Annotated in this window: 24 protein-coding genes and 2 pseudogenes; 9 read left to right on the top strand and 17 right to left on the bottom strand. The window is 68.7% G+C overall.

Annotated features, from left to right (window positions below):
• Positions 1 to 1,596, bottom strand: a complete 1,596-nt coding sequence (locus tag ASF80_RS12920) for an ABC transporter substrate-binding protein (RefSeq protein ID WP_056311325.1) — start codon at positions 1,594 to 1,596, stop codon at positions 1 to 3.
• A gap of 134 nt (positions 1,597 to 1,730) precedes the next feature.
• Here ASF80_RS12920 and ASF80_RS19415 point away from each other — a divergent pair, with 134 nt between their 5' ends.
• Positions 1,731 to 2,453: a FadR/GntR family transcriptional regulator gene (locus ASF80_RS19415; protein ID WP_321163971.1), complete on the top strand. Its 723-nt coding sequence runs from the start codon at positions 1,731 to 1,733 to the stop codon at positions 2,451 to 2,453.
• A gap of 115 nt (positions 2,454 to 2,568) precedes the next feature.
• Here the strand turns inward: ASF80_RS19415 and ASF80_RS12910 are convergent, their stop codons facing one another.
• The gene (locus ASF80_RS12910; RefSeq protein ID WP_056311321.1) at positions 2,569 to 3,300 is read right to left on the bottom strand and encodes an alpha/beta fold hydrolase; all 732 of its coding nucleotides are present in this window, start codon (positions 3,298 to 3,300) and stop codon (positions 2,569 to 2,571) included.
• 70 nt (positions 3,301 to 3,370) lie between these two features.
• Between ASF80_RS12910 and ASF80_RS12905 the strand changes: the two genes are divergently transcribed.
• Complete coding sequence (locus ASF80_RS12905) at positions 3,371 to 3,994, top strand: HD domain-containing protein (protein WP_056311319.1); 624 nt, start codon at positions 3,371 to 3,373, stop codon at positions 3,992 to 3,994.
• 25 nt (positions 3,995 to 4,019) lie between these two features.
• Here the strand turns inward: ASF80_RS12905 and ASF80_RS12900 are convergent, their stop codons facing one another.
• A complete protein-coding gene (locus ASF80_RS12900) occupies positions 4,020 to 4,850 on the bottom strand; it encodes a class I SAM-dependent methyltransferase (RefSeq protein WP_056311317.1) in 831 nt (276 codons plus the stop codon).
• A gap of 90 nt (positions 4,851 to 4,940) precedes the next feature.
• Between ASF80_RS12900 and ASF80_RS12895 the strand changes: the two genes are divergently transcribed.
• Complete coding sequence (locus ASF80_RS12895; RefSeq protein ID WP_056311314.1) at positions 4,941 to 5,642, top strand: winged helix-turn-helix transcriptional regulator; 702 nt, start codon at positions 4,941 to 4,943, stop codon at positions 5,640 to 5,642.
• Here the strand turns inward: ASF80_RS12895 and ASF80_RS12890 are convergent.
• Positions 5,639 to 6,181: a TetR/AcrR family transcriptional regulator gene (locus ASF80_RS12890; protein ID WP_056311312.1), complete on the bottom strand. Its 543-nt coding sequence runs from the start codon at positions 6,179 to 6,181 to the stop codon at positions 5,639 to 5,641. The genes ASF80_RS12895 and ASF80_RS12890 overlap by 4 nt on opposite strands.
• Positions 6,182 to 6,271: 90 nt before the next feature.
• On the opposite strand from ASF80_RS12890, the pseudogene ASF80_RS19410 reads away from it, so the two are divergent.
• Positions 6,272 to 6,439, top strand: a pseudogene (locus ASF80_RS19410) (SDR family NAD(P)-dependent oxidoreductase); the annotation flags it as partial.
• Between the two features lie 80 nt (positions 6,440 to 6,519).
• Positions 6,520 to 7,014 carry a hypothetical protein gene (locus ASF80_RS12885; RefSeq protein ID WP_235559969.1) on the top strand — a complete coding sequence of 165 codons (495 nt, stop codon included), beginning with the start codon at positions 6,520 to 6,522 and terminating at the stop codon, positions 7,012 to 7,014.
• A gap of 81 nt (positions 7,015 to 7,095) precedes the next feature.
• Here ASF80_RS12885 and ASF80_RS12880 read toward each other — a convergent pair whose 3' ends face one another.
• The 5 genes from ASF80_RS12880 to ASF80_RS12860 are packed head-to-tail and all read right to left on the bottom strand — an operon-like array spanning position 7,096 to position 12,954.
• Complete coding sequence (locus ASF80_RS12880) at positions 7,096 to 8,403, bottom strand: MFS transporter (RefSeq protein ID WP_056311310.1); 1,308 nt, start codon at positions 8,401 to 8,403, stop codon at positions 7,096 to 7,098.
• 37 nt (positions 8,404 to 8,440) lie between these two features.
• A complete protein-coding gene (locus ASF80_RS12875; protein WP_056311308.1) occupies positions 8,441 to 9,373 on the bottom strand; it encodes an amidohydrolase family protein in 933 nt (310 codons plus the stop codon).
• Positions 9,366 to 10,661 (bottom strand): MFS transporter, encoded by a 1,296-nt coding sequence (locus ASF80_RS12870; protein ID WP_056311306.1) that lies wholly within the window; start codon positions 10,659 to 10,661, stop codon positions 9,366 to 9,368. Before ASF80_RS12870 ends, ASF80_RS12875 begins: the two co-directional genes overlap by 8 nt.
• Positions 10,661 to 11,659, bottom strand: coding sequence for an amidohydrolase family protein (locus tag ASF80_RS12865; protein WP_200934785.1), 999 nt, complete (start codon positions 11,657 to 11,659; stop codon positions 10,661 to 10,663). Before ASF80_RS12865 ends, ASF80_RS12870 begins: the two co-directional genes overlap by 1 nt.
• Positions 11,656 to 12,954 carry a homoserine dehydrogenase gene (locus tag ASF80_RS12860; protein ID WP_056311305.1) on the bottom strand — a complete coding sequence of 433 codons (1,299 nt, stop codon included), beginning with the start codon at positions 12,952 to 12,954 and terminating at the stop codon, positions 11,656 to 11,658. Before ASF80_RS12860 ends, ASF80_RS12865 begins: the two co-directional genes overlap by 4 nt.
• A gap of 163 nt (positions 12,955 to 13,117) precedes the next feature.
• On the opposite strand from ASF80_RS12860, the gene otnK reads away from it, so the two are divergent.
• Genes otnK through ASF80_RS12845 form a run of 3 tightly spaced genes read left to right on the top strand, consistent with a single transcriptional unit; the run spans position 13,118 to position 15,827 of the window.
• Positions 13,118 to 14,365 carry a 3-oxo-tetronate kinase gene (gene otnK, locus ASF80_RS12855; protein WP_157521053.1) on the top strand — a complete coding sequence of 416 codons (1,248 nt, stop codon included), beginning with the start codon at positions 13,118 to 13,120 and terminating at the stop codon, positions 14,363 to 14,365.
• On the top strand, positions 14,349 to 15,005 hold the full coding sequence (locus ASF80_RS12850) for a class II aldolase/adducin family protein (RefSeq protein ID WP_056311301.1): 657 nt from the start codon (positions 14,349 to 14,351) through the stop codon (positions 15,003 to 15,005). The genes otnK and ASF80_RS12850 overlap by 17 nt, the downstream gene beginning before the upstream one ends.
• Before the next feature lie 12 nt (positions 15,006 to 15,017).
• On the top strand, positions 15,018 to 15,827 hold the full coding sequence (locus tag ASF80_RS12845; RefSeq protein ID WP_056311299.1) for a DeoR/GlpR family DNA-binding transcription regulator: 810 nt from the start codon (positions 15,018 to 15,020) through the stop codon (positions 15,825 to 15,827).
• A gap of 34 nt (positions 15,828 to 15,861) precedes the next feature.
• Here ASF80_RS12845 and ASF80_RS12840 read toward each other — a convergent pair whose 3' ends face one another.
• The 8 genes and pseudogenes from ASF80_RS12840 to ASF80_RS12805 form a co-directional block, all read right to left on the bottom strand.
• Positions 15,862 to 16,701, bottom strand: coding sequence for a hypothetical protein (locus tag ASF80_RS12840; protein ID WP_056311297.1), 840 nt, complete (start codon positions 16,699 to 16,701; stop codon positions 15,862 to 15,864).
• Between the two features lie 89 nt (positions 16,702 to 16,790).
• Positions 16,791 to 16,964, bottom strand: coding sequence for a CsbD family protein (locus ASF80_RS12835; RefSeq protein WP_053098095.1), 174 nt, complete (start codon positions 16,962 to 16,964; stop codon positions 16,791 to 16,793).
• A 99-nt stretch (positions 16,965 to 17,063) separates the two neighbouring features.
• The gene (locus tag ASF80_RS12830; protein WP_056311296.1) at positions 17,064 to 17,276 is read right to left on the bottom strand and encodes a hypothetical protein; all 213 of its coding nucleotides are present in this window, start codon (positions 17,274 to 17,276) and stop codon (positions 17,064 to 17,066) included.
• 44 nt (positions 17,277 to 17,320) lie between these two features.
• Entirely contained in the window at positions 17,321 to 17,935 is a 615-nt protein-coding gene (locus tag ASF80_RS12825) for a hypothetical protein (protein WP_056311294.1), read from the bottom strand.
• The gene (locus ASF80_RS19405) at positions 17,932 to 18,282 is read right to left on the bottom strand and encodes a DUF6286 domain-containing protein (RefSeq protein ID WP_268776035.1); all 351 of its coding nucleotides are present in this window, start codon (positions 18,280 to 18,282) and stop codon (positions 17,932 to 17,934) included. The genes ASF80_RS12825 and ASF80_RS19405 overlap by 4 nt, the downstream gene beginning before the upstream one ends.
• Positions 18,283 to 18,449: 167 nt before the next feature.
• Positions 18,450 to 18,842 (bottom strand): hypothetical protein, encoded by a 393-nt coding sequence (locus tag ASF80_RS12815; protein ID WP_056311292.1) that lies wholly within the window; start codon positions 18,840 to 18,842, stop codon positions 18,450 to 18,452.
• The gene (locus tag ASF80_RS12810; RefSeq protein ID WP_056311290.1) at positions 18,842 to 19,030 is read right to left on the bottom strand and encodes a DUF2273 domain-containing protein; all 189 of its coding nucleotides are present in this window, start codon (positions 19,028 to 19,030) and stop codon (positions 18,842 to 18,844) included. Before ASF80_RS12810 ends, ASF80_RS12815 begins: the two co-directional genes overlap by 1 nt.
• Positions 19,027 to 19,466, bottom strand: a pseudogene (locus ASF80_RS12805) (Asp23/Gls24 family envelope stress response protein); the annotation flags it as partial. The pseudogene ASF80_RS12805 and the gene ASF80_RS12810, both read right to left, overlap by 4 nt.
• A 185-nt stretch (positions 19,467 to 19,651) precedes the next feature.
• Between ASF80_RS12805 and ASF80_RS12800 the strand changes: the two are divergent.
• A complete protein-coding gene (locus ASF80_RS12800) occupies positions 19,652 to 20,557 on the top strand; it encodes an SDR family NAD(P)-dependent oxidoreductase (protein ID WP_056311286.1) in 906 nt (301 codons plus the stop codon).
• Positions 20,558 to 21,311 lie beyond the last annotated feature (754 nt).

Below are 21,311 nucleotides of genomic sequence, written 5' to 3'. Positions count from 1 at the left end.
CTACTTCGCCGCCACGCCGACGTCGAGGAACGACAGGCCGGTGGTGGGGACGGGAGCGAAGCCGATCAGCTCCTGGCTGCTCCACGCGGTGGGGAGCTTGCGGTGGAACAGCGGGTAGAGCACTGCCTGGTCGGAGAGCAGGTCGTATGCCTTGTCCCACGTGGCCTGCTGCTCGTCGCCCTGCTGCTGCACGGCGTCATCGAGGAGCGTGCGCAGTTCGGCGTACTCGGGCGAGTCGGCCCAGTTGGTGCGGGTCTGGGTCCAGACGTTCTCGCCGTACCACCAGTTCATCAGCAGGTCGGGGTCGACGCCGAAGACCGACGGGTCTCCCGGTGCGATCGCGACCGTGTAGTCGCCGGAGTCGACCTTCTCGTACATCGCAGCCGACTGCCCGATGTCGAGTGTCGTGTCGATGCCGATGGCGTCCAGCGATTCCTTGATCAGCGGCGCGACCTCCTTCACCCAGCCGGTGTCGGTGGTGAGCAGCGTGATCGACAGGTCGTCGACGCCCGCCTCGGCCAGCAGCTCTTCGGCCTTCTCGGGGTCGTAGCTGTAGACCGTCGAGGCCTCGTTGTAGTTCGGGTACGTCTCGGGCAGGAACGACGTGGCGGGGGTCGCGTTGCCGAGCATCCCGGTCTCGATGATCTTGTCCATGTCGAGGGCGTAGTGCATCGCCTGACGCACGCGGACGTCGTCGAACGGCGCTGCCTTGGTGTTGAACATCATGAACAGCAGCCCGAAGGACTGCACGCTCTCGACGTCGGCGGCGGATGCCAGCGAGTCGACGTCGATGTAGGGCACGTCCTCCATCGCCTGGATGGTGCCGGTCGACATCGCAGTGACTCTGGCGGAGGCGTCGGACAGCAGGTTCCAGTTCATGCCCGCGGCGAGGGCCGGGTGCGGCCCGTTGTAGTCGTCGTACCTCTCGAAGACGATCTTGTCCTCGGGCACGGCCGACACCAGGGAGTACGGCCCTGAGCCGACCGGGTTGGTGCCGAAGCCCTCGGGGTCGGCCTCGACCACGGACTTGGGCACGATCTTCACGACGCCGAGGCGCTCCTCGATCAGCGAGAACGGGTAGTCGGTCGTGATCTGCACGGTGTCCTCGTCGACCGCGGTGACGGTGTCGACGAAGTCGATGAAGGTGCGGAACAGCGAGTTGTTGTCGGGGTTCAGCACACGCTCGTAGCTGAAGACGACATCCTCCGCGGTGACGGGATCGCCGTTGTGGAACGTCGCGCCCTCGCGCAGGTCGATCTCGTACGTCGTGTCGTCGACCTTCGTCGGCATCTCGGCGGCGAGCGCGGGCTCCGCCTTCTGCGTCACGGGGTCGAGATCGACGAGCCCCTCGAAGACGTGCCAGTTCGCAGAGACGGTGACGGCGCCGGAGGCGACCATCGGGTCGAAGCTGCCGTTCAGCGTGTACGAGATTCCTGCTTCGATGATCGCGTCCGGGTCGATGTCGGCAGCAGCCGCGCCCGTGTCGGGATCTGCCGAGGCGCCTCCGCAGCCGGCAAGGGCGAGGGAGGCGGCGACGGTGCCGGCGATCACCATCGCGAATCGACCCGCGCGACGGCGAGTGATGTGTCGGTTCATGTGTGCTCCAGGTGGTGGGGGGACATCTTGAGGACATCTGATGTCTGATGTCTGATGTACTCTAAACACAGGTTCGATCAGATCACAAGAGTGAGATGATCGGAGCGTTTGAGTCGGGACGAGAGGGAGACCAGATGAAGTCCACCACGAGTAGGGCATCGCGGATGCGGCGCTCGACGACGGCGGATCAGATCAAGCAGCTCATCATCGCCCGCGGGCTCACCCCCGGCGACCCACTCCCGACGGAGACCGAGCTCTGCGAAGAACTCGACGTATCGCGCTCATCGGTCAGGGAGGCGATCCGCACACTGTCGACGCTCGACATCGTCGATGTCCGACACGGCCACGGCACCTACGTCGGCTCGATGTCGCTGGATCCGATGGTCGAGGCCCTGGTCTTCCGAGGAGTCCTGTCCCCCGAAGGATCTCTGCAGTCGCTGCGCGAGGTCGTCGAGGTGCGGCTGGCTCTCGATCTCTCCATGGCTGAGCGCGTCGTCGCGGCCGCCCAGGTCGATTCCGACGGAGAACTCGACGAACTCGTCGCCGAGATGGTCGACAAGGCGAGCCGAGGCGAGCACTTCCTCGAGGCCGACCGGCTCTTCCACACCAAGCTCTTCGAGGCGATCGGCAATCGGCTCGTCGGTCAGCTCGTCGGCGCCTTCTGGGACGTGCACACCGCCGTCCTCCCCCAGCTCGACATCGCTCAGCCGGAGGACATCCATCAGACCGCGGTCGCGCATGGCGACATGCTCGCGGCGGTGCGCGCCGGCGATGTCGCCGCGTACCGTGCGGCTGTCGTCGAGCACTACCGACCGCTTCAGCGCGTTCTCGCGCAGGCGGAGAAGTCGCGGGCCTGACCCGTCCCCGCATCCGCGCAGCAGCCGCATACGACGACCGCATGCGCGGTGGTGGTGGTCGTCGTCGAGACTCACCACTCCTGCGAGAGGACCTCGATAAAGGTGCGGATGCGTCTCAGAGCACGTCCGCGAGAATTCCGAGCACCCGCTCGGGGTCTTCCAGGTGCATGTCGTGGTGGACCCCCGGGATCCGACGGATGTCCCACCCTTCACGTTCGAGACCGGCCGCCATCGTGTCGGGCAGCACGGCGGGCGACTCGTCGGAGAGCACGATCGTCGACGGCACCGCGGGAGCCGCGATCGCGACCGGGTGGAACGCGATCTCGCGGAACACACCGATCGCCATCTTCGAGTCGAAGCGCCGCTGGCTCTCCTTCATCGACTCCCGGATGCTCTCGGGGTAGACGGCTCGCTGCGACGCGCTGCGCCGCGCCTGCCGCGCACCGACGGCACCCAGGGTGAGAGCCGGAACCGCCCAGAAGGCGCGGCCCGCGAGACCGGTGGTCGGGAGCGCGAGACCGAAGCCGGGGTCGAGGTAGACCGCATGCTGCGGACGGAGCCGTTCGACCGCGCGGACGAGTACCGCGCCACCCAGCGAGTGCCCGACGACGCTGTGCAGCCCCTGCGGCAGCGACTCCACGACGTCGTCGGCGAGTTCGCCCAGGGTGTATGACGACGCCCGGTCGCTGCGCCCGTGCCCCCGCAGGTCGATCGTCGTCACGGTGTACCGGCCCGTGGCGAGCATCAGATCGATCAACGGCTGCCACGTCGTGCCGTCGGCTCCCAGGCCGTGTATCAGTCCGACATGGTGCTCGCCTGAGCCGAAGGTCGCCGTGTGCAGCTGCATCCCGTCATTGTGTCATCCGAGTGTCATCCGCCGTTCTCGTCGTGAGTGGCCGGGCGATACGCTGACCGGCATGAGTGAGAACGCGACGCCCGACCACCTGACACCGGCCTCGTTCGCGCAGCCGGACTCGGCGGCGGCCCGCGCCGCCCTGTCTCTCGCGACGCAGTATCACTCCCCGTCCATGCTGAATCATGTGCTGCGGTCGTGGCTGTGGGCCGAGGCCTTCGCGGTCGTCGAGGACCGGACGGACATCGACCACGAACTCCTCTACGTCGCTGCCGTGCTGCACGACATCGGCCTGGTGCCCGAGTTCGACAACGTGCTCCGCTCGTATGAGGAGTCCGGAGGCCACGTGGCGGTCGCGCTCACCCGCGGTGCCGGATGGGACCAGCACCGGGGTCAGCGTGCGCTCGAGGTGATCGTGCGCCATAACTGGCCGGCCGTCGATCCCGACCTCGACATCGAGGGATACCTGCTCGAGATCGCGACCGGTCTCGACATCTCCGGCGCTCGACCCGATGCGCTCCCCGACGCCTTCATCCGCGAGGTGCTCGACGTGTATCCGCGTCTCGACCTCGCCCAGGAGTTCGGCACCGGCGTCGTCGACCAGGCGGCACGCAAACCGCACACCGCGGCGCACCGGTTGGTCGAGGGCGGCGTCGTCCGCAAGCTGGCGGACAACCCGCTGGGCTGACGCAGCCGCATCCCGTTGCGGGCGCTCACTTCACGGTCGCGGTCACCAGCAGATACTCCCAGTCCATCGCGCCGCTCTCGAGGTGACGGTCGCCGAGCGCGGCCAGGGCATCGTCCAGTTCACCGCGACGCTCGTCGTCGTCGCCGATCCCTCGGTAGGCGGCTGCGGTGGGCCCGTAGAAGTCCCGGAAGAAGTCCCGGAACGCAGCGCCCGACGCGAACCTGTCGACCGACAGCCGCCGGTGCTCCATCGACAGATCGGTCACGCGGTCTCCGAGCAACTCGCGCACATGGTCCTCGCCGCCCCAGAGCGGTGGCGGCTGCACTCCTGCGGGAGGTGCGGGGACGAACTGCTTCAGCGTGGCGAACAGCTGGCCGATGAAACCCTCGGGGGTCCAGTTGATCAATGCCAGAGTGCCGCCCGGGCGCACGACCCGGGTCAGCTCGCGGGCCGCGACTTCGTGGTGCGGCGCGAACATGACGCCGACGCACGAGAGCACCGCGTCGAACGAGTCGTCGGCATAGGGCAGCGCCTCGGCATCCGCCTCTTCGAAGGTGAGCTCTACGCCCTGACGCACGGCATCGGCGCGTCCGATCTCGAGCAGCTCGGGCGTGAGGTCGCTGGCGACCACGGATGCTCCGGCACGCGCAGCCTCGATCGACGCGTTGCCCGTACCGGCGGCGACGTCGAGCACCCGGTCGCCGGGTCCGACGCCGCTCACAGCGACGAGAACCCTGCCGAGTTCGGGGATCACCTCACGCGCGACGGCGGCGTAGTCGCCGAGCGCCCAGACGATCCTGTGCTTCGCCTTCAACGCGCGATCCGCATCGATCTGAAGGTCTGTCGTGCTGTTCATGATGGGCTCCTCTGCCTTGTGATCCTCACGCTACGAAGCCCGCACAGACCGCTCTAGTATCGGATCTGTACCGGGTCTATCGTGAGGCTCGTGGGCGCCCCCTATTACCAGTTCTGCCCCGTCGCCAAGGCGATGGAGCTGCTGGACGAGCGGTGGACGATGCTCCTCCTTCGCGAGCTGCTGCTCGGCACCGAGCACTTCAACGACCTGCGTCGGGGCCTCCCCCGCATGTCGCCCACGCTGCTCTCGCATCGGCTCGACCAACTGCAGCGCGCGGGACTGATCGAGCGCATCGCCCTGGGCACCGACGTCCGCTATGTGCTCACCCCGGCGGGCGCCGAGCTGCGGCCCGTCGTCGAGCAGCTCTCGGCCTGGGGCGTGCGATGGATCGGCGAACTCGGCGACGCCGATCTCGACCCCAAGCTGCTGCTCTGGGACATGCATCGCAACATCGACCACGAGACCGTTCCCGATGCGCGCACGGTGATCGCCCTGCACTTCACGGATGCGAGTCCGGCGCGGCGCCGGTGGTGGCTGGTGATCCACGACGGGGATGCCGACGTGTGCGACGCCGATCCCGGTTACGAGGTCGCGATCGAGGTGCGCTGCTCGCTGCGCTCCCTGACCCGGTTCTGGCGCGGCGACATCGAGTGGACGACGCTGCTGCTCGCGGACGACGCCACGACGACGGGCCCGAGTCACCTGCGGCGAGCGCTGCCGTCGTGGTTCATCCGCCCGGGGTATGCCGGGGTGCCGCGCGTCGGGGCCGCCGTGGGGGCGAGCGGGCTCTAGACCGTCGGGCGGATGCCGGCGAGCATGACGTCGAGGAAGAGCTGCCTGTCTTCCGGCTCTCCGATGCGCACGGCGTGCTCGATGCCGCACACGAGGTGCTCGATCTGCACGATGGACAGGTCGGGTCGGACGAGTTTCGCCTCGCGCGCTCGCTGAAGCACACTCTCGAACGCGGCGAAGATCTCGATCTTCATGTCGCGCACGGACTGCTCTTCATCGTCGGGTGAGAGCAGCACGGCCTGAAGGCCGCCATCCTGCAGCTGCAGCGCCAGCGCTTCGCCGAGGAACGTGGCCAGAGCGCTTTCGGTGTCCGGATGCTCGGCCGCCGCCCGGGCGATCATGACCATGCGCTCCAGCGTCTCGACCGCGAGCGCCTCGGTGAGCGCATGCACCGACGGGAAGTGGCGATACACCGTGCCGACGCCGAGCCCGGCATCGCGGGCGACGTCGTTCAGCCGCAGGCCCCCCGACGGTCGAGCACGCGCGGCGTCGAGGATCCGTGCTCGGCTGCGCGCCGCATCCGCCCGTATCTGTGCCATCCTCCGATCCTAGCAGCGCAAGCGGATAGACATTCCGTTTATGCTACGGTCTAACCGGATAAGAAATCCGCTTAGAGAACGAGGGCAGAAGTGAACTGGAATCCTGACCGTCTTCCCGACCGCACCGGACGCACGATCGTCGTCACGGGAGCGACCGCGGGCATCGGCTACTTCGCCGCCGAGCAGGTCGCTGCGGCGGGCGCCGACGTCGTGCTCGCGTCGCGGTCCGAGTCGAAGCTGCGCCTCGCCGAGGCCTCCATCCGCGACCAGGTGCCCGGAGCCTCCGTGCGGAGCGTCGTGATCGACCAGGAGAGGCGGAGGGGGTCGCGAGCCGCATCGTGCACACGTCGACCGGCTTCGTGTCGCAGTTCCGAGTCGACGTGGATGACGTCAGGGCGACCCCGCGCACCGCCATCGCGGCGTACACCAAAGCCAAGACCGTCACCGAGGTGTTCGCCTTCGAACTCGACCGCCGCCTGCGGGCCGCAGCCCTTCCGGTCGCCTCGCTCGTCGTGCGGCCCGGCGTGGGTGTCGATGCCAAGACCCCGACGCGAGCCGGCATCCGCGATGCCACGACGCCGTACCAGCGCAACCCCTACACGCTCTGGGCCCAGGGCAAGGACACCGCCGCCTGGGCTGCGGTCCGTGCGCTCACGGATCCCGCAGCGCTGGGCGGCGAGTACTACTCCCCTGCTGGGCGACTGCGCGGACTGCCCGTGCGGGTCGAGCCCTCAGCGCGCACCCACACCCCTCCCGCCGAACTCGCGAAGAGCGTGTGGGACCAGCTGGAGAAGCTCGCTGGCGTTCGGTTTGAGCTGCCGATCCGGCGCTGACCTGCACGAGCCGCACGACGAAGCCCCCGCACGCAGTCGCGTGCGGGGGCTTCGCCGGTCCCGGGGAGAAGCAGCGGGGGACTACTTCGAGACGAGCTCCGAGGGGAGATCCTTCGCCGTGTTGACCGCGCGATGCTGCCGCACTGTCATGGTGAGGATCGCGCCGATGATCATGATGGCGCCCGTGATGTACAGCGCGATCGTCGCGACTCCGGTGGTGTCCTTCACGAAGCCGATCAGGTACGGCGCTGCGAAGCCGGCGAGGTTTCCGGTCGAGTTGATGAGCGCGATGCCGCCGGCGAGGGCGGTTCCGGCGAGCATCGACGTCTGGAAGCTCCAGAAGATCGCGGGGATCGACAGGGCACCGGCGTTCGCGAGGCAGAGTCCGATGATGCCCCAGACCGGATCGGTGCCCGCGATGATGCAGATCGCGAAGCCCGTGGCGCTGAGCAGGAAGGCCGCGGCGATGAACTTCCGCCGCTCGCCCGCACGGTCCGACAGGAACCCGAACGTCACCATCGACACGATCGCGGCGAGGCTCGGCAGGGCGCTGAGGAAGCCGACCTGCACGGTGTCGGTGATGCCGAGGTCGCCGATCAGGGTCGGCAGCCAGAAGCTGATGCCGTAGAGGGCGAAGTTGTATGAGAAGTAGACGGCGGTGAGCAACCAGATCAGCTTGCTCGTGAAGACCTTGCGCAGCGGGGTCTCGGCCTCGTCGACGCGCTCAGCCGCGAGCAGGGTGCCGAGACGATCGCGCTCGGGTTCGGTGAGCCAGGTGACGGTGCGGTAGTCCTCCTGCAGGCAGAACAGGATGACGATGCCGAGCAGCACGGTCGGGATCGCCTCGATCACGAACAGCCATTGCCACCCTGCATGGCCCCAGACGCCGTCCATGCCGCTGAGGATGAACCCGGAGACGGGTCCACCGATCAGGCCGGACGACGCGAGTGCGATGTAGAAGATTCCCCAGGCGCGACCGCGACGGCTGGCCGGGAACCAGTGCGCCATGTAGAAGAGGATGCCGGGGATGAACCCGGCCTCGGCGACACCGAGCAGGAAGCGCAGCAGGTAGAACATCCACTCGCTGTCGACGATGAACATGAGTCCCGAGATAAGCCCCCAGGTGATCATGATGCGCGCGATCCAGCGGCGCGCGCCGACCTTGGCGAGGATGAGGTTCGAGGGGATCTCGAAGATGAAGTATCCGATGAAGAACAGCCCGGCGCCGAGGCCGTAGACGACGTTCGAGAAGCCGAGGTCGGCGCTCATGGTCGCCTGCGCGTATCCGATGTTCACGCGGTCGAGGTAGGAGAGGAAGAAGCCGAGCATCGCGAGCGGGAGCACGCGCAGCATCACCTTCCGGAAGAGCTTGTCGTCGTTGACGTTCATGGGGGTCCTTGGTCGTTGGTCTGGGATCGGGTCGGTGTCAGGAGAGCGGGTCGATGAAGGGTCTGGGGTCGTACACGCGCTCGGCAGTGTCGTGGAACACCGCACGCTGGGCGTCGGAGTCGAAAGCGGAGAGGATCTCGCGGTAGCCGTCGACCAGGCCACGGAAATCGATGAACATGCCGTCGACAGGGAAGTTGCTCCCGAACATGACACGCTCGGCACCGAAGATCCTCACGAGATCCTCGATCGGGCCGCGGTTGGCCTCCACGGTCCACGGCGTTCCGGCGACGCAGAGCCCCGACGCCTTGATCACGACATTGGGTGCCCCAGCGGCTCGCTCGAGGTCAGCGCGCCAGGCCGCGACCGTCTCGTCGTCGCGAGACGCGAGCACGCCCGCGTGATCGATCACGATCGTCGTCTCGGGGAAGTCGACGGCGAGACGGTGCGCCTCGTCGAGGTTCCACCACGGCGTCTGCAGGTCGAAGTGCAGACCGTGCTCGGCGAGATGCGCATAGCCCTCGCGCCAGGAGTCGTCGCTCAGCAGCGAGGGCACGCCCGCCTCGGCGTCAGCCCGCGACGTCGCCCCACCGGGCTTGTGCCGAACGCTCTTCACCGCGGGCGCGGCGGCCAGCTCGGACAGGCGCTCGGCGGCATCCGGAGCGTCGAGCCAGGCCTGAGCGACCATCGAGCCTGGTACGCCCGACTCCTCGCGATACCGCTCGACGGTGCGCACCTCAGCCATGCCGTCGCCCGGCGTCCACTCGGCCTCCATGTAGACCGAGGCGACGACGCCCGTTCCCACGATGTCCCGCAGGTAGTCGGCCGGCAGGTAGTCGCGCTTGATGGGCTCGTAGTCGCCGTAACGGTGGGCGACGCTCGCGCCCGCGGCCAGCCACGGGTGCCGGCCGAGGCCGAGATCCCACACGTGGTGATGCGAGTCGATGATCGGCCCGTCGTAGAGCTCAGGCATGCACGGCCGCCTTGCGCACGCCGCGCCCCTCGAAGTCGATCGAGAGCGAGCCGACGAGGTAGATCGCTGCGCAGACCGCGAGGTAGATGAGCACCGCGGTGTAGCCGCCGGTGAACTGCACCAGCAGGCCTGCGACGATCGGCACGACGATGCCCGCCGAGGTGCCGGCGAAGTTCATCACGCCGCCGACGACGCCCACACGCTCGGGCTTGGCCAGACGACCGGGGATCGTCCAGTACAGGCCGCCGAACAGGTTGAAGAACACTCCGATGCAGAGCAGGGTCACCGCTGTCGCGGCATCGCTCACGAACGGCAGTGCGGCGAGCGCGAGCAGGCTGAGGGCGCCGGATCCGCCGAACAGCAGCTTGAAGGCGCGGTTCGGGGACATGCGCTTCTGCAGGGTGTCGGCGAGGATGCCGCTGAGGATCTCACCGCAGGCTCCGCACAGGAAGATGAGGAAGGTCGCGAATCCCATCGCCGCAAGGTCGAGGCCCCGAGCCTGCGAGAGGTACGTCGGGCCCCAGGTGACCAGACCCCAGAAGACCATGGCCCAGCCGATGCGGCCGACGACCATCCAGAAGACGGTCGCCCGGCTCATGCCCGGCGGCTCCTCGTCCATGCGCTCCTCGACGCCGCCCGAGCGGATCAGCTCCTCCTCGGCGCGGTTGACGAGCGGATGCTCCGAAGGGTGGTTGCGGATGAAAAGAGCGACGCCGATGCCGATCACGACCGTGGCGAGACCGATGATGATGAACGACCAGCGCCACGATCCCGTCGCCGTGATCAGGCCTGTGACGACGAGAGCGCCGAAGGCCGATCCGAGCGGCGCTCCGGAGTCGATGAGGGTGACACCGGTGGCGCGGTGCTTCGCCGGCAGCCAGCGGGTGACGAGCTTGTTGGCCGACGGCATGTACGGTGCCTCGAAGGCTCCGAGGCCGAGGCGACTGAGCACGAGCATCACGGCGTTGACCGCGAGCCCTGCCAGCGCGGTGAAGGAGCCCCAGATGACGGCGGCGATGCCGATCACCCTGCGCGGTCCGAACCTGTCGGCGGCCGCGCCGCCGGGGATCTGGAAGAGGCAGTACGTCCAGAAGAACGCCGAGAGGATGAGGCCCTGCACGGCGGGTTCGAGCAGGAACTCGGCGCTGATGGTGGGCAGGGCGACCGAGAGCGAGGCCCGGTCGATGCAGTTGATCGTGTAGAAGACGAACAGCACGACGATGACCCACCAGCGGATCTTCGTGGGGCGTGCGGTGCGGGCGGCGGTGCCCTTGTCGACGGTGGTCATCAGTGGTCCTTGGAGAGCGAGTCGGAGGGAAGGGAAGAGAGGTCGAGGCGGTAGACCCGCGCGGCGGTGCCGTGGAACAGCGCATCGAGGCCCGCGGAGTCGAGGCCTGCGGCACCGGCGAGGATCGTGTCCATCACCTCGTCGAAGTCGGGGGCGGTCAGCGTCGCGACCGGCAGATTCGAGGCGAACAGCGCGCGATCGGCGCCGAAGATCGCGAGGGTGTCTCTGACCACGACCTCGTTCGACGGGCGATCCCAGCGGTTGGGGTAGAGGCCCAGCTCAGACACCTTGACGACGGTGCGGGGCAGCGCGGCGAGGCGCTCCATGCCGTCGCGCCACACACGGAGTCCCTCGGCCGAGCGATCGAGCGGCAGGCCGCAGTGGTTCACGACGACGGGGAGATCGGGGAAGGCGGCCAGCACGTCGGCCGCCTCGGCCAGGTGGTGGGAGGGAACGCGCAGGTCCCACGAGAATCCGTGTGCCGCGAGAGCGGCGATCCCCTCGACCCACTTCGGATCATGGAGCGTACCGGCGCCGGTCGCGCGCTCGTCGGCGCGAGCGGCGATCACGGGCTTCGAGCGGATGCCGCGCACGATCGAGCGCTGTGCGTGAGCGGCCAGCACCTCGTCACGGTCGGCCTGCAGGAATCCGACGTGCGCGACGGCGGCGAGCGGGAACCGTCCGGCGGTCGCGTCGCTGAGCGTCTGCAGGAAGTCATCCTCCTCGACCTGCTCGCTGCGGCTGCGCTCGGCCTCGCAGTGCACGGTGCCCACGATGTTCCAGCCCACGGTCTCGGCGAGGTACTCACGCGGCAGGAAGGTGCGACGCATGGCGTTGTAGTCGCCGAGGAAGAAGTCCTCGTTGTACTCGTCCTGGATCCACGGCCAGTGGCCGTCGCCGTCGAGATCCCAGAAGTGGTGGTGCCCGTCGACGATTCGCAGCTCGTACCCCTCGGGCAGACGAGCCTCGCGGATGCGGCGAGCAGCCTCGACGGTCACAGCCGCACACCCTCCACGAACGCGTCGCGCACGTCGTCCGCGACGCCCTCGAGGTCAGAGATGCGGATGAGCTCGCCCTCGGCGACCTCGCGCACGAGTCGCGCGCCGGAGAGCAGGTAGTAGGCGGCCGCGAGCGCATCGTCGGTGTCACTGAGGGCGTCGGCGCGGTCGATGATCACGGGGCGCACGCCGTCGATCTCGTGGTGGTGGCCTCGCACCTCGAACGTCGTACCGGCGGCGAGCGGCTCGGAGGCGCGAGCGGCGAGCACGGTGTGGTGGCGCGGCTCGGCGAACGGCGTCGCACCGGAGGCGACGGCGTCGATCGTGAGCGGCGTCTCGACGCCCATGTAGTGGTACGGCCAGTAGATGCAGGCGTACTCGCCAGAGCGCGAGACGATGTGCCCCTTGCCCGCGAGCAGCTCCCAGACCTCGGTGTCTCCCGTGGTGACGATCGTGAAGACGCCGCCCGCGAAGCTCGTCTCACCGGGCAGACGCAGGGCCGAGAAGACATCGACCGCGCGGTCGGTGGCGATCAGGCCGCCGTCTGAGCGGCGGGCGTAGATGTCGGCCAGCTCGCTGGGACGCGCGACCGGGTAGTGCATGCGCTCGGCGTCTGCGGTGGCGCCCGAGTAGAGCGAGACGACCGCCATCTCGCACGAGTCGGCGGCGGCAGCGCGCTTGAGCGGGGCGACGATGGCGGCGCGTGCGGCGAGGGTCTCGTGGATGTCGTCCGCGAGGAACAGATGATCGCCGAGACCCGCGGCGTCGATCCTCTCGCCCTGCTGGTCGAGGATGCCGGTGGCGGGGTCGAACACCAGGTCGTACTCGCCGGACTTGCCGAGGGCGACCACGTGCAGACCGACCTTCTCGACCCAGTCGAGCAGGCGCAGCAGGTTGGCGGGCTGGTCACCGTCTCCGGGGAGGTAGCCGACACCGCGTTCTCGTGCGGCCTTCGCGAGCGAGACACCTGCGACGCTCTCGATCTCCTTGCTGACCATCACGACGTGGATGCCGCGGCTGATCGCCTCTGCGGCGTAGCGATAGCCGGCCTCGACACGACCCGAGGCCTCGACGAGCACGTCGATCTCCTCCCAGCGGACGTCGTCGTGACCGGGGATCGGCTCGGCGTCCGGAAGACCGCCGAGATCGGCGATGAGGGTGCGCACGCCGTCGACATCGGGGTCGATGAGCTGAGTCGCCGTCATACGGTCGATCGACCGGAGCTGGGCGAGGAAGGTGCGGCCGAAGCCTCCGCGTGCGCCGGTGAGAGCGACGCGAACAGGAGTGCGGGTCATCGGTGGTCCCCTCTGCACGGGACGTTCCGTGCGGTCGTGCGATGCCTGCGGAGCGGGTTCTCCGGTGGGCGTCGATCACTTTTCCACAGTCATACAGAATTATCAAATTTGTTCACATGGATTCACACGTGGTCAAATGGTGTCACCTACCCGAGGAGGACGCGTGATCGAAATCGGCGCAGTCGCAGACGACTTCACCGGCGCGACGGATCTCGCCATCGCCCTGCGCGAACGCGGCTTCCGTGCCGTGGTGTCGATCGAGGACGCCCCTCTCGACCCTCAGAGCCTCGGCGATGCGGATGCCGTCGTCGTCGCACTCAAGACACGCACCGCACCGGTCGCCACCGCCGTCGCGCAGAGCGTGCGAGCCGTCGCGGCTCTCGAAGCGCTCGATGCGCGACGGTTCTATGTCAAGTACTGCTCGACCTTCGACTCCACGCCCGAGGGCAACATCGGCCCGATCCTCGACGCCGTGCTGGACGAGCTCGACGAACAGCGCACCATCATCGTGCCGTCCTTCCCCGACAACGGTCGCACCGTCTATCGCGGTCACCTCTTCGTGGGCGACGAGCTGCTCGAGCACTCCCCCATGCGTCACCACCCGCTCACGCCGATGACGCAGTCGAGGCTCCGCGACATCCTCGCCCCGCAGACCAGCCGAAAGATCCACGAGGTCGCCGCCCCGACCGTCTGGGCGGGCCCCGCAGCGTTGCGCAGCGCGCTGGCGTCGTCGCCTGCGGGTTACACCGTCGTCGACGCGATCACCGACGCCGATCTCGAGACCATCGCCACCGCCGTCTCCGACTGGCGCGTCGTGAGCGGCGGAGCGGGCCTCGCCCTCGGGATGACCGGCCCGCGCCCCGGCACGCTCTCGCAGATCGAACCGGTGCCGGGGCGACGCCTGATCGTGTGCGGCAGCGCGTCGGCGAAGACCCGCGCGCAGATCGCGCATGCCGCCGGGACCCTGCCGACCCGCAAGCTCGACATCGAATCCATCGCGACGGACCCCGAGAGCGTGATCGCCGAGACGGTGTCGTGGCTGCAGGGCCTGGCCGCCGAAGAGATCCCCGTCGTGTACTCGGTCGGTTCGCTCGACGACATCCGCCGCGGCTCCTCGGGCAACACCGTCGCGGGGCACATCGAGGCCGTGCTCTCGGAGATCGTGTCCCGCGCCGTCGAGAATTTCGGCGTCACGCAGGTGATCATCGCGGGCGGCGAGACCTCGGGCTCCGTCGTCCAGCACCTCGGCATCCAGCGCCTGCACATCGGGCCTCGCATCGCGCCCGGCGTCTGCTGGAGCGCCGCCGATTCGGCGCACGGCCCGCTCACCATCGCACTCAAGTCCGGGAACTTCGGCTCCGAGGACATGTTCACCACCGCCTGGAGGGCGCTCGATGACCTCACCGATTGACGACCTGATCGCCGCGGGCGCCCGCGTCGCCGCAGCGGGGATCAGCCCCGGAAGCAGCGGTAACGTCAGCGTCCTCGCCGACGACCTGGTCTACATGACGGGCACGGGCACCGACCTCGGCCGCCTGTCGGAAGACGACATCGCGGTCGTCACGCGCGACGGCGCGTTCGTGCGCGGCGCGAAGCCCTCGAAGGAACTCGCCCTGCATCTGGCCTTCTATGAGAAGAACGTCGGCCACTCGGCGGTCGTGCACCTCCACTCTCCGTTCTCGGTCGCGGCGAGCTGCCTCGAGCCCTGGTCGGAGACGAGCGCGATCCCGCCCCTGACGCCCTACTTCGTCATGCGGGTCGGGCAGAGTCCGCTCGTCCCGTTCCGTGTGCCGGGCGACCCCGACCTCGCCGTTCAGCTGCTCGCGATCCCGCATTCATTCCACGGCGCGCTGCTCGCCAACCACGGTCAGATCGTCTCGGCACCCGGTCTGGATGCCGCGATCGAAGCCGCGATCGAGCTCGAAGAAGCGTGCCGCATCACCCTGCTCACCGACGGCAGACCCCGGCGTCTGCTGCCCGCAGACGACGTCGCGGCACTGGCCGCACGATGGGGCACTCCCTGGACCGAGAGCGCCGCCCTCGTTCGCTAGGCTGACCACGACATGACGAAGCCCGCCCCCGCAGCATCCACGCCGCTCATTCCCGAGCAGCGACGCGAGCTGATCGTCAAGCACCTCCGCCGCGAGGGTGTGCTGAGCTACCGCCAGCTCACAGACCTCGTCGGTGTCAGCCACATGACGATCCGCCGCGACATCTCGGTGCTCGAAGAAGCCGGTCGCGTGCTCGCGACCCCCGGCGGCGCCAAGATCGCCTCACGCCTGGTGACCGAGCCGTCGCGTTTCGAGAAGGCTCGTCAGGACGTCGCCGAGAAGGACGGGATGGCCCGCCACGCGGCATCCCTCGTCACCGAGTCGATGACCATCTACCTCGATGCCGGCACGACGATCCAGGCGATGCGGCCGCATCTCGAGAGCATCCGCGATCTGACCGTCGTGACGAACGATCTCGCGATCATCGCCGCCTTTCTCGATCACCCGACGGCCGACATCATCGCGATCGGCGGGCGGGTCGAGAAGGCGAACCAGTCGACGACCGGACGGCTCGCCGCACTCACCCTGCACGAGCTGTCGATCGACATCGCCTTCCTCTCGTCGTCATCGTGGGATCTGCGGCGGGGCGTCACCACGCCGACCGAGTCGAAGATCGCCCCCAAGACGGCGGCCCTCGAGAGCGCGAGCGAGACGGTGCTCGTCGCCGGCAGCTCGAAGTACGGCACCTTCGGCCGCTACCGCGTGCTCGACCTCACCGATCTCGACCTGATCGTGACGGATGCCGGGCTCAGCGACGCCACGGCCGCGGGCATCGAAGAGCTGGGCGTCTCGGTCGTGCGCACCGGCGCAGACGCCGGATAGATCGCATCGTCGGCTCGCCAGCGCGGCCGACCTGCTACTCCTCGCTGCTGTCGAGGAACACTCCGACGCGGTCGCCGTCGAGCACGAACTGGAGCGCGACGCCCGAGGAATAACGCTCGATCAGCTGTTCCGGCATCTCACCGTCGATCGGCACCACGACCTCAGCCGGGAACGCGCCGATGCTGCATGCCGCGTACATCGGGCCGCTGATGGACGACGACCCGTCGTCCGCACCCTCGTCGGGCACATCGACCGTCCTGACGACCGAGATGCAGCGGTTCTCCGACGAGCGGTCGCCCGACTCCGAGACCCATCCCGGGCTCTCGAAGACCGTCAGACCGAAGAACTCGGCGGCCGCGACGTCGGTCTCCGCCCCGAACCACCCCGGGGGCACGGCTCCGGTGCGCGCCAGTTCGAGCGTCTCGATCTGCGGCGCCCCCGCCGATGACGAGATCGACGGCATCGACGTCAGGGCGAAGGTCACGGCGGCGGCCACGGCAGCGGCCGCCACGACCGATGCCACCCACAGCGGCATCCGCCATCTCGCGAGACGCGACCGCCGGCCGGCTTCCTCCGTCGGCTGATCGTGCGCGACGGGGTCGTCCCAGAGCGAGTCGTCACCCAGTCGATCGAGCAGCTCGTCGCTCGCGCGGGATTCGTCGGCAGCGGGGATCACGAGGCGCAACTCGGCGGCTGCGGCAGGGGCGTCGAGAGCGGTCGCCCCGCCCGCTCGGAGTCGGGCGGACGACGCAGCACGCGACGACTCGAGCTCCTGCAGCCGGCGGAGTGCTGCCGGGTCCGTCGCGATGTCGGCGTGAGGGCCGTACGCGCGAGCCCGCAGCTCCCGCAGTTCCTCCTCCGCAGCGGCATCCATCCCGGCATCGTCTCACGCCGACTCCCGCGCGCACACAGCAACGGGCGGGTGGAGGTGTGAATCACCCTCCACCCGCCCGCGCCGGAGTGTTACTTCTTGAAAGCGTCCTTGACGTTCTCGCCGGCCTTCTTCGCGTCGGCCTTGACCTGGTCGGCCTTGCCTTCGGCGGCGAGCTTGTCGTTGTCGGTCGCGTTGCCGATCGCTTCCTTCGCCTTGCCGGCGATGTCCTGAGCGGCGTTCTTGATCTTGTCGTCGAGTCCCATGAGGAGCTCCTTTCGTGAGGGTGATCGTGACGGCGGGAGGGTTCCCGACGTCTTATCGCCGTTGCTCTTCGCGACCGACGATAAGTGTGTGGACGGGTGTCAGCGGCGCACCCGATCGAGCGCCTTCTCCGCAGCCTTGGCCGCCTTCTTGGCGGTCTTGGCGCGTTCCTTCTTCGCCTTGGGGTCGTTCCACATCCGTACGAGCTGATGCCGGACCGACTCGCCCTTGTTCACCTGCACGGTCGCCGACCGGCTGCCCAGGATGTAGGCGACGAAAGCTACGGCGCCGATGAGGAGGATCTTGTTTCGCATGATGCTGGTTCCTGCTTCCTGAGAGTGAGGGCGACGACCGGTGTTCACGACAGTCGACGCTGGTCGTGGGCGAGACGCGCACGGAGCCCGGTGTGGATCGAGACATAGGTCTCGGTGTCACGGCCGGTCAGCGTGGCGAGGTTGGTGAGCAGCCGGTCGACGTGATCGACGAGCTCGCGCGGGTCGGTGTTCTGCCGCGGCGTGACAGACACGTGCAGCACGGGCGTGTTGCGGATGTCGTTCGCCGTGACCTGGGTCGAGAGGATCTCGTCCCTCGTGGCGAGCGAGTTCTTCACGGCATCCGACACGAAGGACTCGGTGACGGTGACCCGACCCAGCGGGTTCTGGGCACCCGTCGAGCGGAAGGCCGTCTTCGAGCGGCGTCCGGCGATGCTGGTGAGAGCGAGGATGAGCAGCACGACGACCACGAGGATCGCCGCGACGGCACCGATTCCGATCCACGAGAGGCTGCCGCCCGCGATGGCGGTGGCGGCGATCGCCTGGTCGAGCCAGGAGCGGGCGTCCTTGCCTGCCGACGTCCAGATGTCCGTCGCGGTGGGCCAGCTCATGATCGCGATGCCGACGGCGCCGAGGGCCAGGAACAGCAGCCCGATGATCAGCAGCAGTGTGCGGTTCAGCGCACGGTTCGTGTTGTTCACAGCTCGTCCTCCTGCTCGGTGGGGCGCTCGATGCGCACCCGGGTACGGACGCTCCTGGTGAGCCGGTACGTCTGCAGCTCGGCTTCGGCGGCGGACTTCACCGCGCCCTTGTCGAGCGGGATGCCGGCGCCGGGCCGCACGGTGACGTCGACTCCGCGGTGGCCCACACCGACGGTGATGTTGTCACGGGCGAGGCCCGTCTCCTCAGACAGGTGCTGAGCGAGAGCGCTCGCGATCACGCCGTTGTCGACGACGACCGCCCGGTCACCCGCTTCGAGGGTGTGCTTCGACAGGCGCCCAGGCGTGAGGGCGAGCACGAGGAAGACGATCCCGATCAGGGCGAGCACGACGCTGCCGGCGATCACGAGTCCGGCGGGCTGCGCGGTGGGCAGACCCACGATCCATCCGCCGGCCGCGGCGGGACCGAGCAGGAGCGCGGGCTGGGCGGCAAGGCTCAGCACGATCTCGAGCCCGATGTAGGCCAGGGCGAGGATGAGGAGGACGACCGCCANGCTCATCGCACTCGTCTCCTCTCGGGGATGGTCGCACCGGTGATGGTGAGGTTGATGCGGGTGACGTCGCGTCCGAGGACGTCGGTCAGGTTCCGCTGGAGCTGCTCCTGCAGCTGACGGGCCCGATCGAGCACGGGGACGCTCTGGGAGATCGCGACGGTGTCGTCGAGATCCGGGACGGGAAGCGGTGTGGCGATGCGCACCGCGATCCCGCCGGGGTGTTCGGTCACGTCGACCTTCACGTCACCGCGAGGGACACCGATCAGGGTTGCGGACGCCTGTTCGGTGACCGTGCGGTAGACGCGTTCTTTCACGTCGACGCGACCAGGGACGGTGGCCTCGGTGGCGGCCCGCTCGGGGCCGCCACCGGCGGCGAGGTGCTGGTCGGCGCGCATCAGGAGGTACGCCGCCCGGTGAAGGCGTCCGCGAGACCGCGGACGTCGAGCTTGCCGGAGGCGATCCGACCGATGAGCGCCCCGATGCCGACGAACAGAGCCATGAGCAGGAAGCCCCAGAATCCGAACATCAGCGCCGCGAGGGCGAGGAGGGCGCCGATCAGGGCGCCCGTGGTGGTGGGGGTCATGAGACGCGCGACTCCTCGTTCTCGGTGCTGTCGTCGCCGGGCACGTGCACGTCGTTGACCTCGACGTTGACCTCGACGACCTCGAGGCCGACCAGGCGGCTGATGGCTCCGGCGACGGCGGCGCGGACGTTGTTCGCGACCTCCTGGATGGGAGCGGGGTACTCGACGACGATGGTCAGGTCTGCGGCGGCCTGCGTCTCGCCGACCTCGACCTTGACGCCCTGCGAGAGGTCGGTGGCGTTGACGGCGTCGCGGATGGCGCCGAAGGCGCGTGCTCCGCCGCCACCGAGCGCGTACACGCCGGCGACCTCACGGGCGGCGATGCCGGCGACCTTGGCCACGACGCCGTCGGCGATGGTGGTCTTGCCCGCGGCATCCGAGTCAGCGGGGATCCGCGACGTCGAGAAGCTGGAGGAGCGGTCCACACGCGAGGTGGNNNNGTTCTGATCCTGAGTTGCCATGACGGTTCCTTGTCTCACGTGGTGCCGGCTGCGAGACCTGATGGCCTCACCGGGAGCGTGTTGGTCGCTCACAGATAGGACGTGCGGGGGCGGGGATTCGTCACAGATTCGTCGAAGAATTCTTCCTGAGGCTCTTCGAACGCCACCTAGGTTGGAGAGCATGACCTCCTCAGCGACGGGAATACCCGACCTGCACGGCCGCACGATCCTCGTGACCGGGGCGAATGCGGGCATCGGATACTGGTGCGCCGAGATCCTCGCCGCACACGGCGCACGGGTGCTGCTCGGATGCCGGTCGACCGAGCGCGCAGAGGTCGCCGCCTCCTCGATCCGTTCTCACGTGCCGGGCGCGGACCTCGGGATCCTCTCCCTCGATCTCGGCTCTCTCGCGAGCATCCGAGCAGCAGCCGCCTCGCTCGACGAGCGCGTCGACGCGGTGATCTGCAACGCGGGGGTCAAAGCGGCGGATCGCGACGCGCGCACCGCCGACGGACTGGATCTGATGGTGGGCACGAACTTCATCGGGCACTTCTCCCTGCTCGCGCAGCTCGGGCATGTGCTCGCCGATGATGCGCGGGTCGTGGCGGTCGGGTCGCTCGCTCATCGCTTCGCCGACATCGATCCCGCGACGCTCTCAGAGCCGTGGACCGGAGCCTCCCTGCGTCAGTACGGCCGCTCGAAAGCGGCCCTCATGGCCTTCGCCTTCGAACTCAACCGCCGCTGGCGGGGCACGGCGCGTTCGGCGCTCTGCGCCCACCCCGGCTACGCCGTGGATCCGCTCACTCCGCACCGAGACGGACTCGCCGACGTCTCGGCCGCGACGCGGGCGTTCGCCTCGCTGAGCCGCCCCCTCGTGCAGGGCAAGGATGCCGGGGCCGCGCCGATCGTGCACGCGGCGGTCGCGGCCGACGCCACCGGCGGCGACTACTGGGGTCCCGGCGGTCTGCTCGAGTTCCGCGGATCGCCGAAGCGGGTCACCGCGAGCGCGCAGGTGCGCTCGGTCGACGTGGGGGCCGAGCTGTGGTCCGTCGCCGAGCACCTGGCCGGCGTGCGCTTCTCGGCCTAGCCGCGGCGCTCTGGATAAGCCCTAGTCGTCCTCGAGGACGTATGCCCCCGAGGCGTCGGTGAACAGCCCGGTCTGGCCGGACTTCGCCTCACGCACGAAGGCCGCGACCCACGGAAAGCGGGCGACGAACGAGTCGACCGACCACACCTCGTGATTCGCGGAGTCGTTCATGTACTCCTCGGACTCGAGCCCCGTGACCGACTGCAGGTCGCTGCCCGTGAACGTGATCCAGCGGGGCGGATGCTCGGCATGCAGCTTCGACAGGAAGACAGGGGCATTGCCCGCGAGCCCCGGAGACGAGGCGGCGTCGTCGCGAGTGACGTCGAGCAGGGCATCCACCGACCCCGCCTCCGCGACCAGGGCGTCCCACCCCTTCGTCGAGGCGAAGCCGGCCTCGGCATCCGTGAGCATCCGGAGGGTGCGGACGTGCCCGATCACCGCTCCGTCATCGGCGCGGACGTCGTCGAACGACGCGCCCCAGCGCGAGGGCGTCACCATGATCGCCGAGATCCGGGTGCCGGTGAGGAACGGCTCGCTGTTGCGCCACGGGGCACCGACCGGGGGCACCCGCCGGTTCGTCGCCATGTCGTCGCACACGATCCCGAGCGCCACGCGGGCTGCGCCCTGCTGACCGTCGAGCACCTCCACCGCCAGCTCGACGCGCTCGCCCGAGTCCGTGGGCATCAGAGAGGCACCCGAGGTCATGACCGTGATCGGACCGCCGGCCGGCCGCTTCTCGACCACCCGGATCGCA

Origin of the sequence: Microbacterium sp. Leaf159 (assembly GCF_001423615.1) — a bacterium.
GTDB lineage: Bacteria > Actinomycetota > Actinomycetes > Actinomycetales > Microbacteriaceae > Microbacterium.
This window is presented reverse-complemented; position numbering and strand designations above follow the sequence as displayed.

Excerpts from the sequence above, each read along its gene's own strand:
- ASF80_RS12800 (WP_056311286.1), top strand. The coding sequence starts at position 19,652 with ATGACCTCCTCAGCGACGGGAATACCCGACCTGCACGGCCGCACGATC.
- ASF80_RS12880 (WP_056311310.1), bottom strand. The coding sequence starts at position 8,403 with ATGAACGTCAACGACGACAAGCTCTTCCGGAAGGTGATGCTGCGCGTG.
- ASF80_RS12920 (WP_056311325.1), bottom strand. The coding sequence starts at position 1,596 with ATGAACCGACACATCACTCGCCGTCGCGCGGGTCGATTCGCGATGGTG.
- ASF80_RS12810 (WP_056311290.1), bottom strand. The coding sequence starts at position 19,030 with ATGACCCCCACCACCACGGGCGCCCTGATCGGCGCCCTCCTCGCCCTC.
- ASF80_RS12905 (WP_056311319.1), top strand. The coding sequence starts at position 3,371 with ATGAGTGAGAACGCGACGCCCGACCACCTGACACCGGCCTCGTTCGCG.
- ASF80_RS12860 (WP_056311305.1), bottom strand. The coding sequence starts at position 12,954 with ATGACCCGCACTCCTGTTCGCGTCGCTCTCACCGGCGCACGCGGAGGC.
- ASF80_RS12910 (WP_056311321.1), bottom strand. The coding sequence starts at position 3,300 with ATGCAGCTGCACACGGCGACCTTCGGCTCAGGCGAGCACCATGTCGGA.
- ASF80_RS12815 (WP_056311292.1), bottom strand. The coding sequence starts at position 18,842 with ATGCGCGCCGACCAGCACCTCGCCGCCGGTGGCGGCCCCGAGCGGGCC.
- ASF80_RS12870 (WP_056311306.1), bottom strand. The coding sequence starts at position 10,661 with ATGACCACCGTCGACAAGGGCACCGCCGCCCGCACCGCACGCCCCACG.
- ASF80_RS12900 (WP_056311317.1), bottom strand. The coding sequence starts at position 4,850 with ATGAACAGCACGACAGACCTTCAGATCGATGCGGATCGCGCGTTGAAG.
- ASF80_RS12850 (WP_056311301.1), top strand. The coding sequence starts at position 14,349 with ATGACCTCACCGATTGACGACCTGATCGCCGCGGGCGCCCGCGTCGCC.
- ASF80_RS12890 (WP_056311312.1), bottom strand. The coding sequence starts at position 6,181 with ATGGCACAGATACGGGCGGATGCGGCGCGCAGCCGAGCACGGATCCTC.
- ASF80_RS12840 (WP_056311297.1), bottom strand. The coding sequence starts at position 16,701 with ATGGATGCCGCTGCGGAGGAGGAACTGCGGGAGCTGCGGGCTCGCGCG.
- ASF80_RS12875 (WP_056311308.1), bottom strand. The coding sequence starts at position 9,373 with ATGCCTGAGCTCTACGACGGGCCGATCATCGACTCGCATCACCACGTG.
- ASF80_RS19415 (WP_321163971.1), top strand. The coding sequence starts at position 1,731 with ATGAAGTCCACCACGAGTAGGGCATCGCGGATGCGGCGCTCGACGACG.
- ASF80_RS12845 (WP_056311299.1), top strand. The coding sequence starts at position 15,018 with ATGACGAAGCCCGCCCCCGCAGCATCCACGCCGCTCATTCCCGAGCAG.
- ASF80_RS12835 (WP_053098095.1), bottom strand. The coding sequence starts at position 16,964 with ATGGGACTCGACGACAAGATCAAGAACGCCGCTCAGGACATCGCCGGC.
- ASF80_RS12830 (WP_056311296.1), bottom strand. The coding sequence starts at position 17,276 with ATGCGAAACAAGATCCTCCTCATCGGCGCCGTAGCTTTCGTCGCCTAC.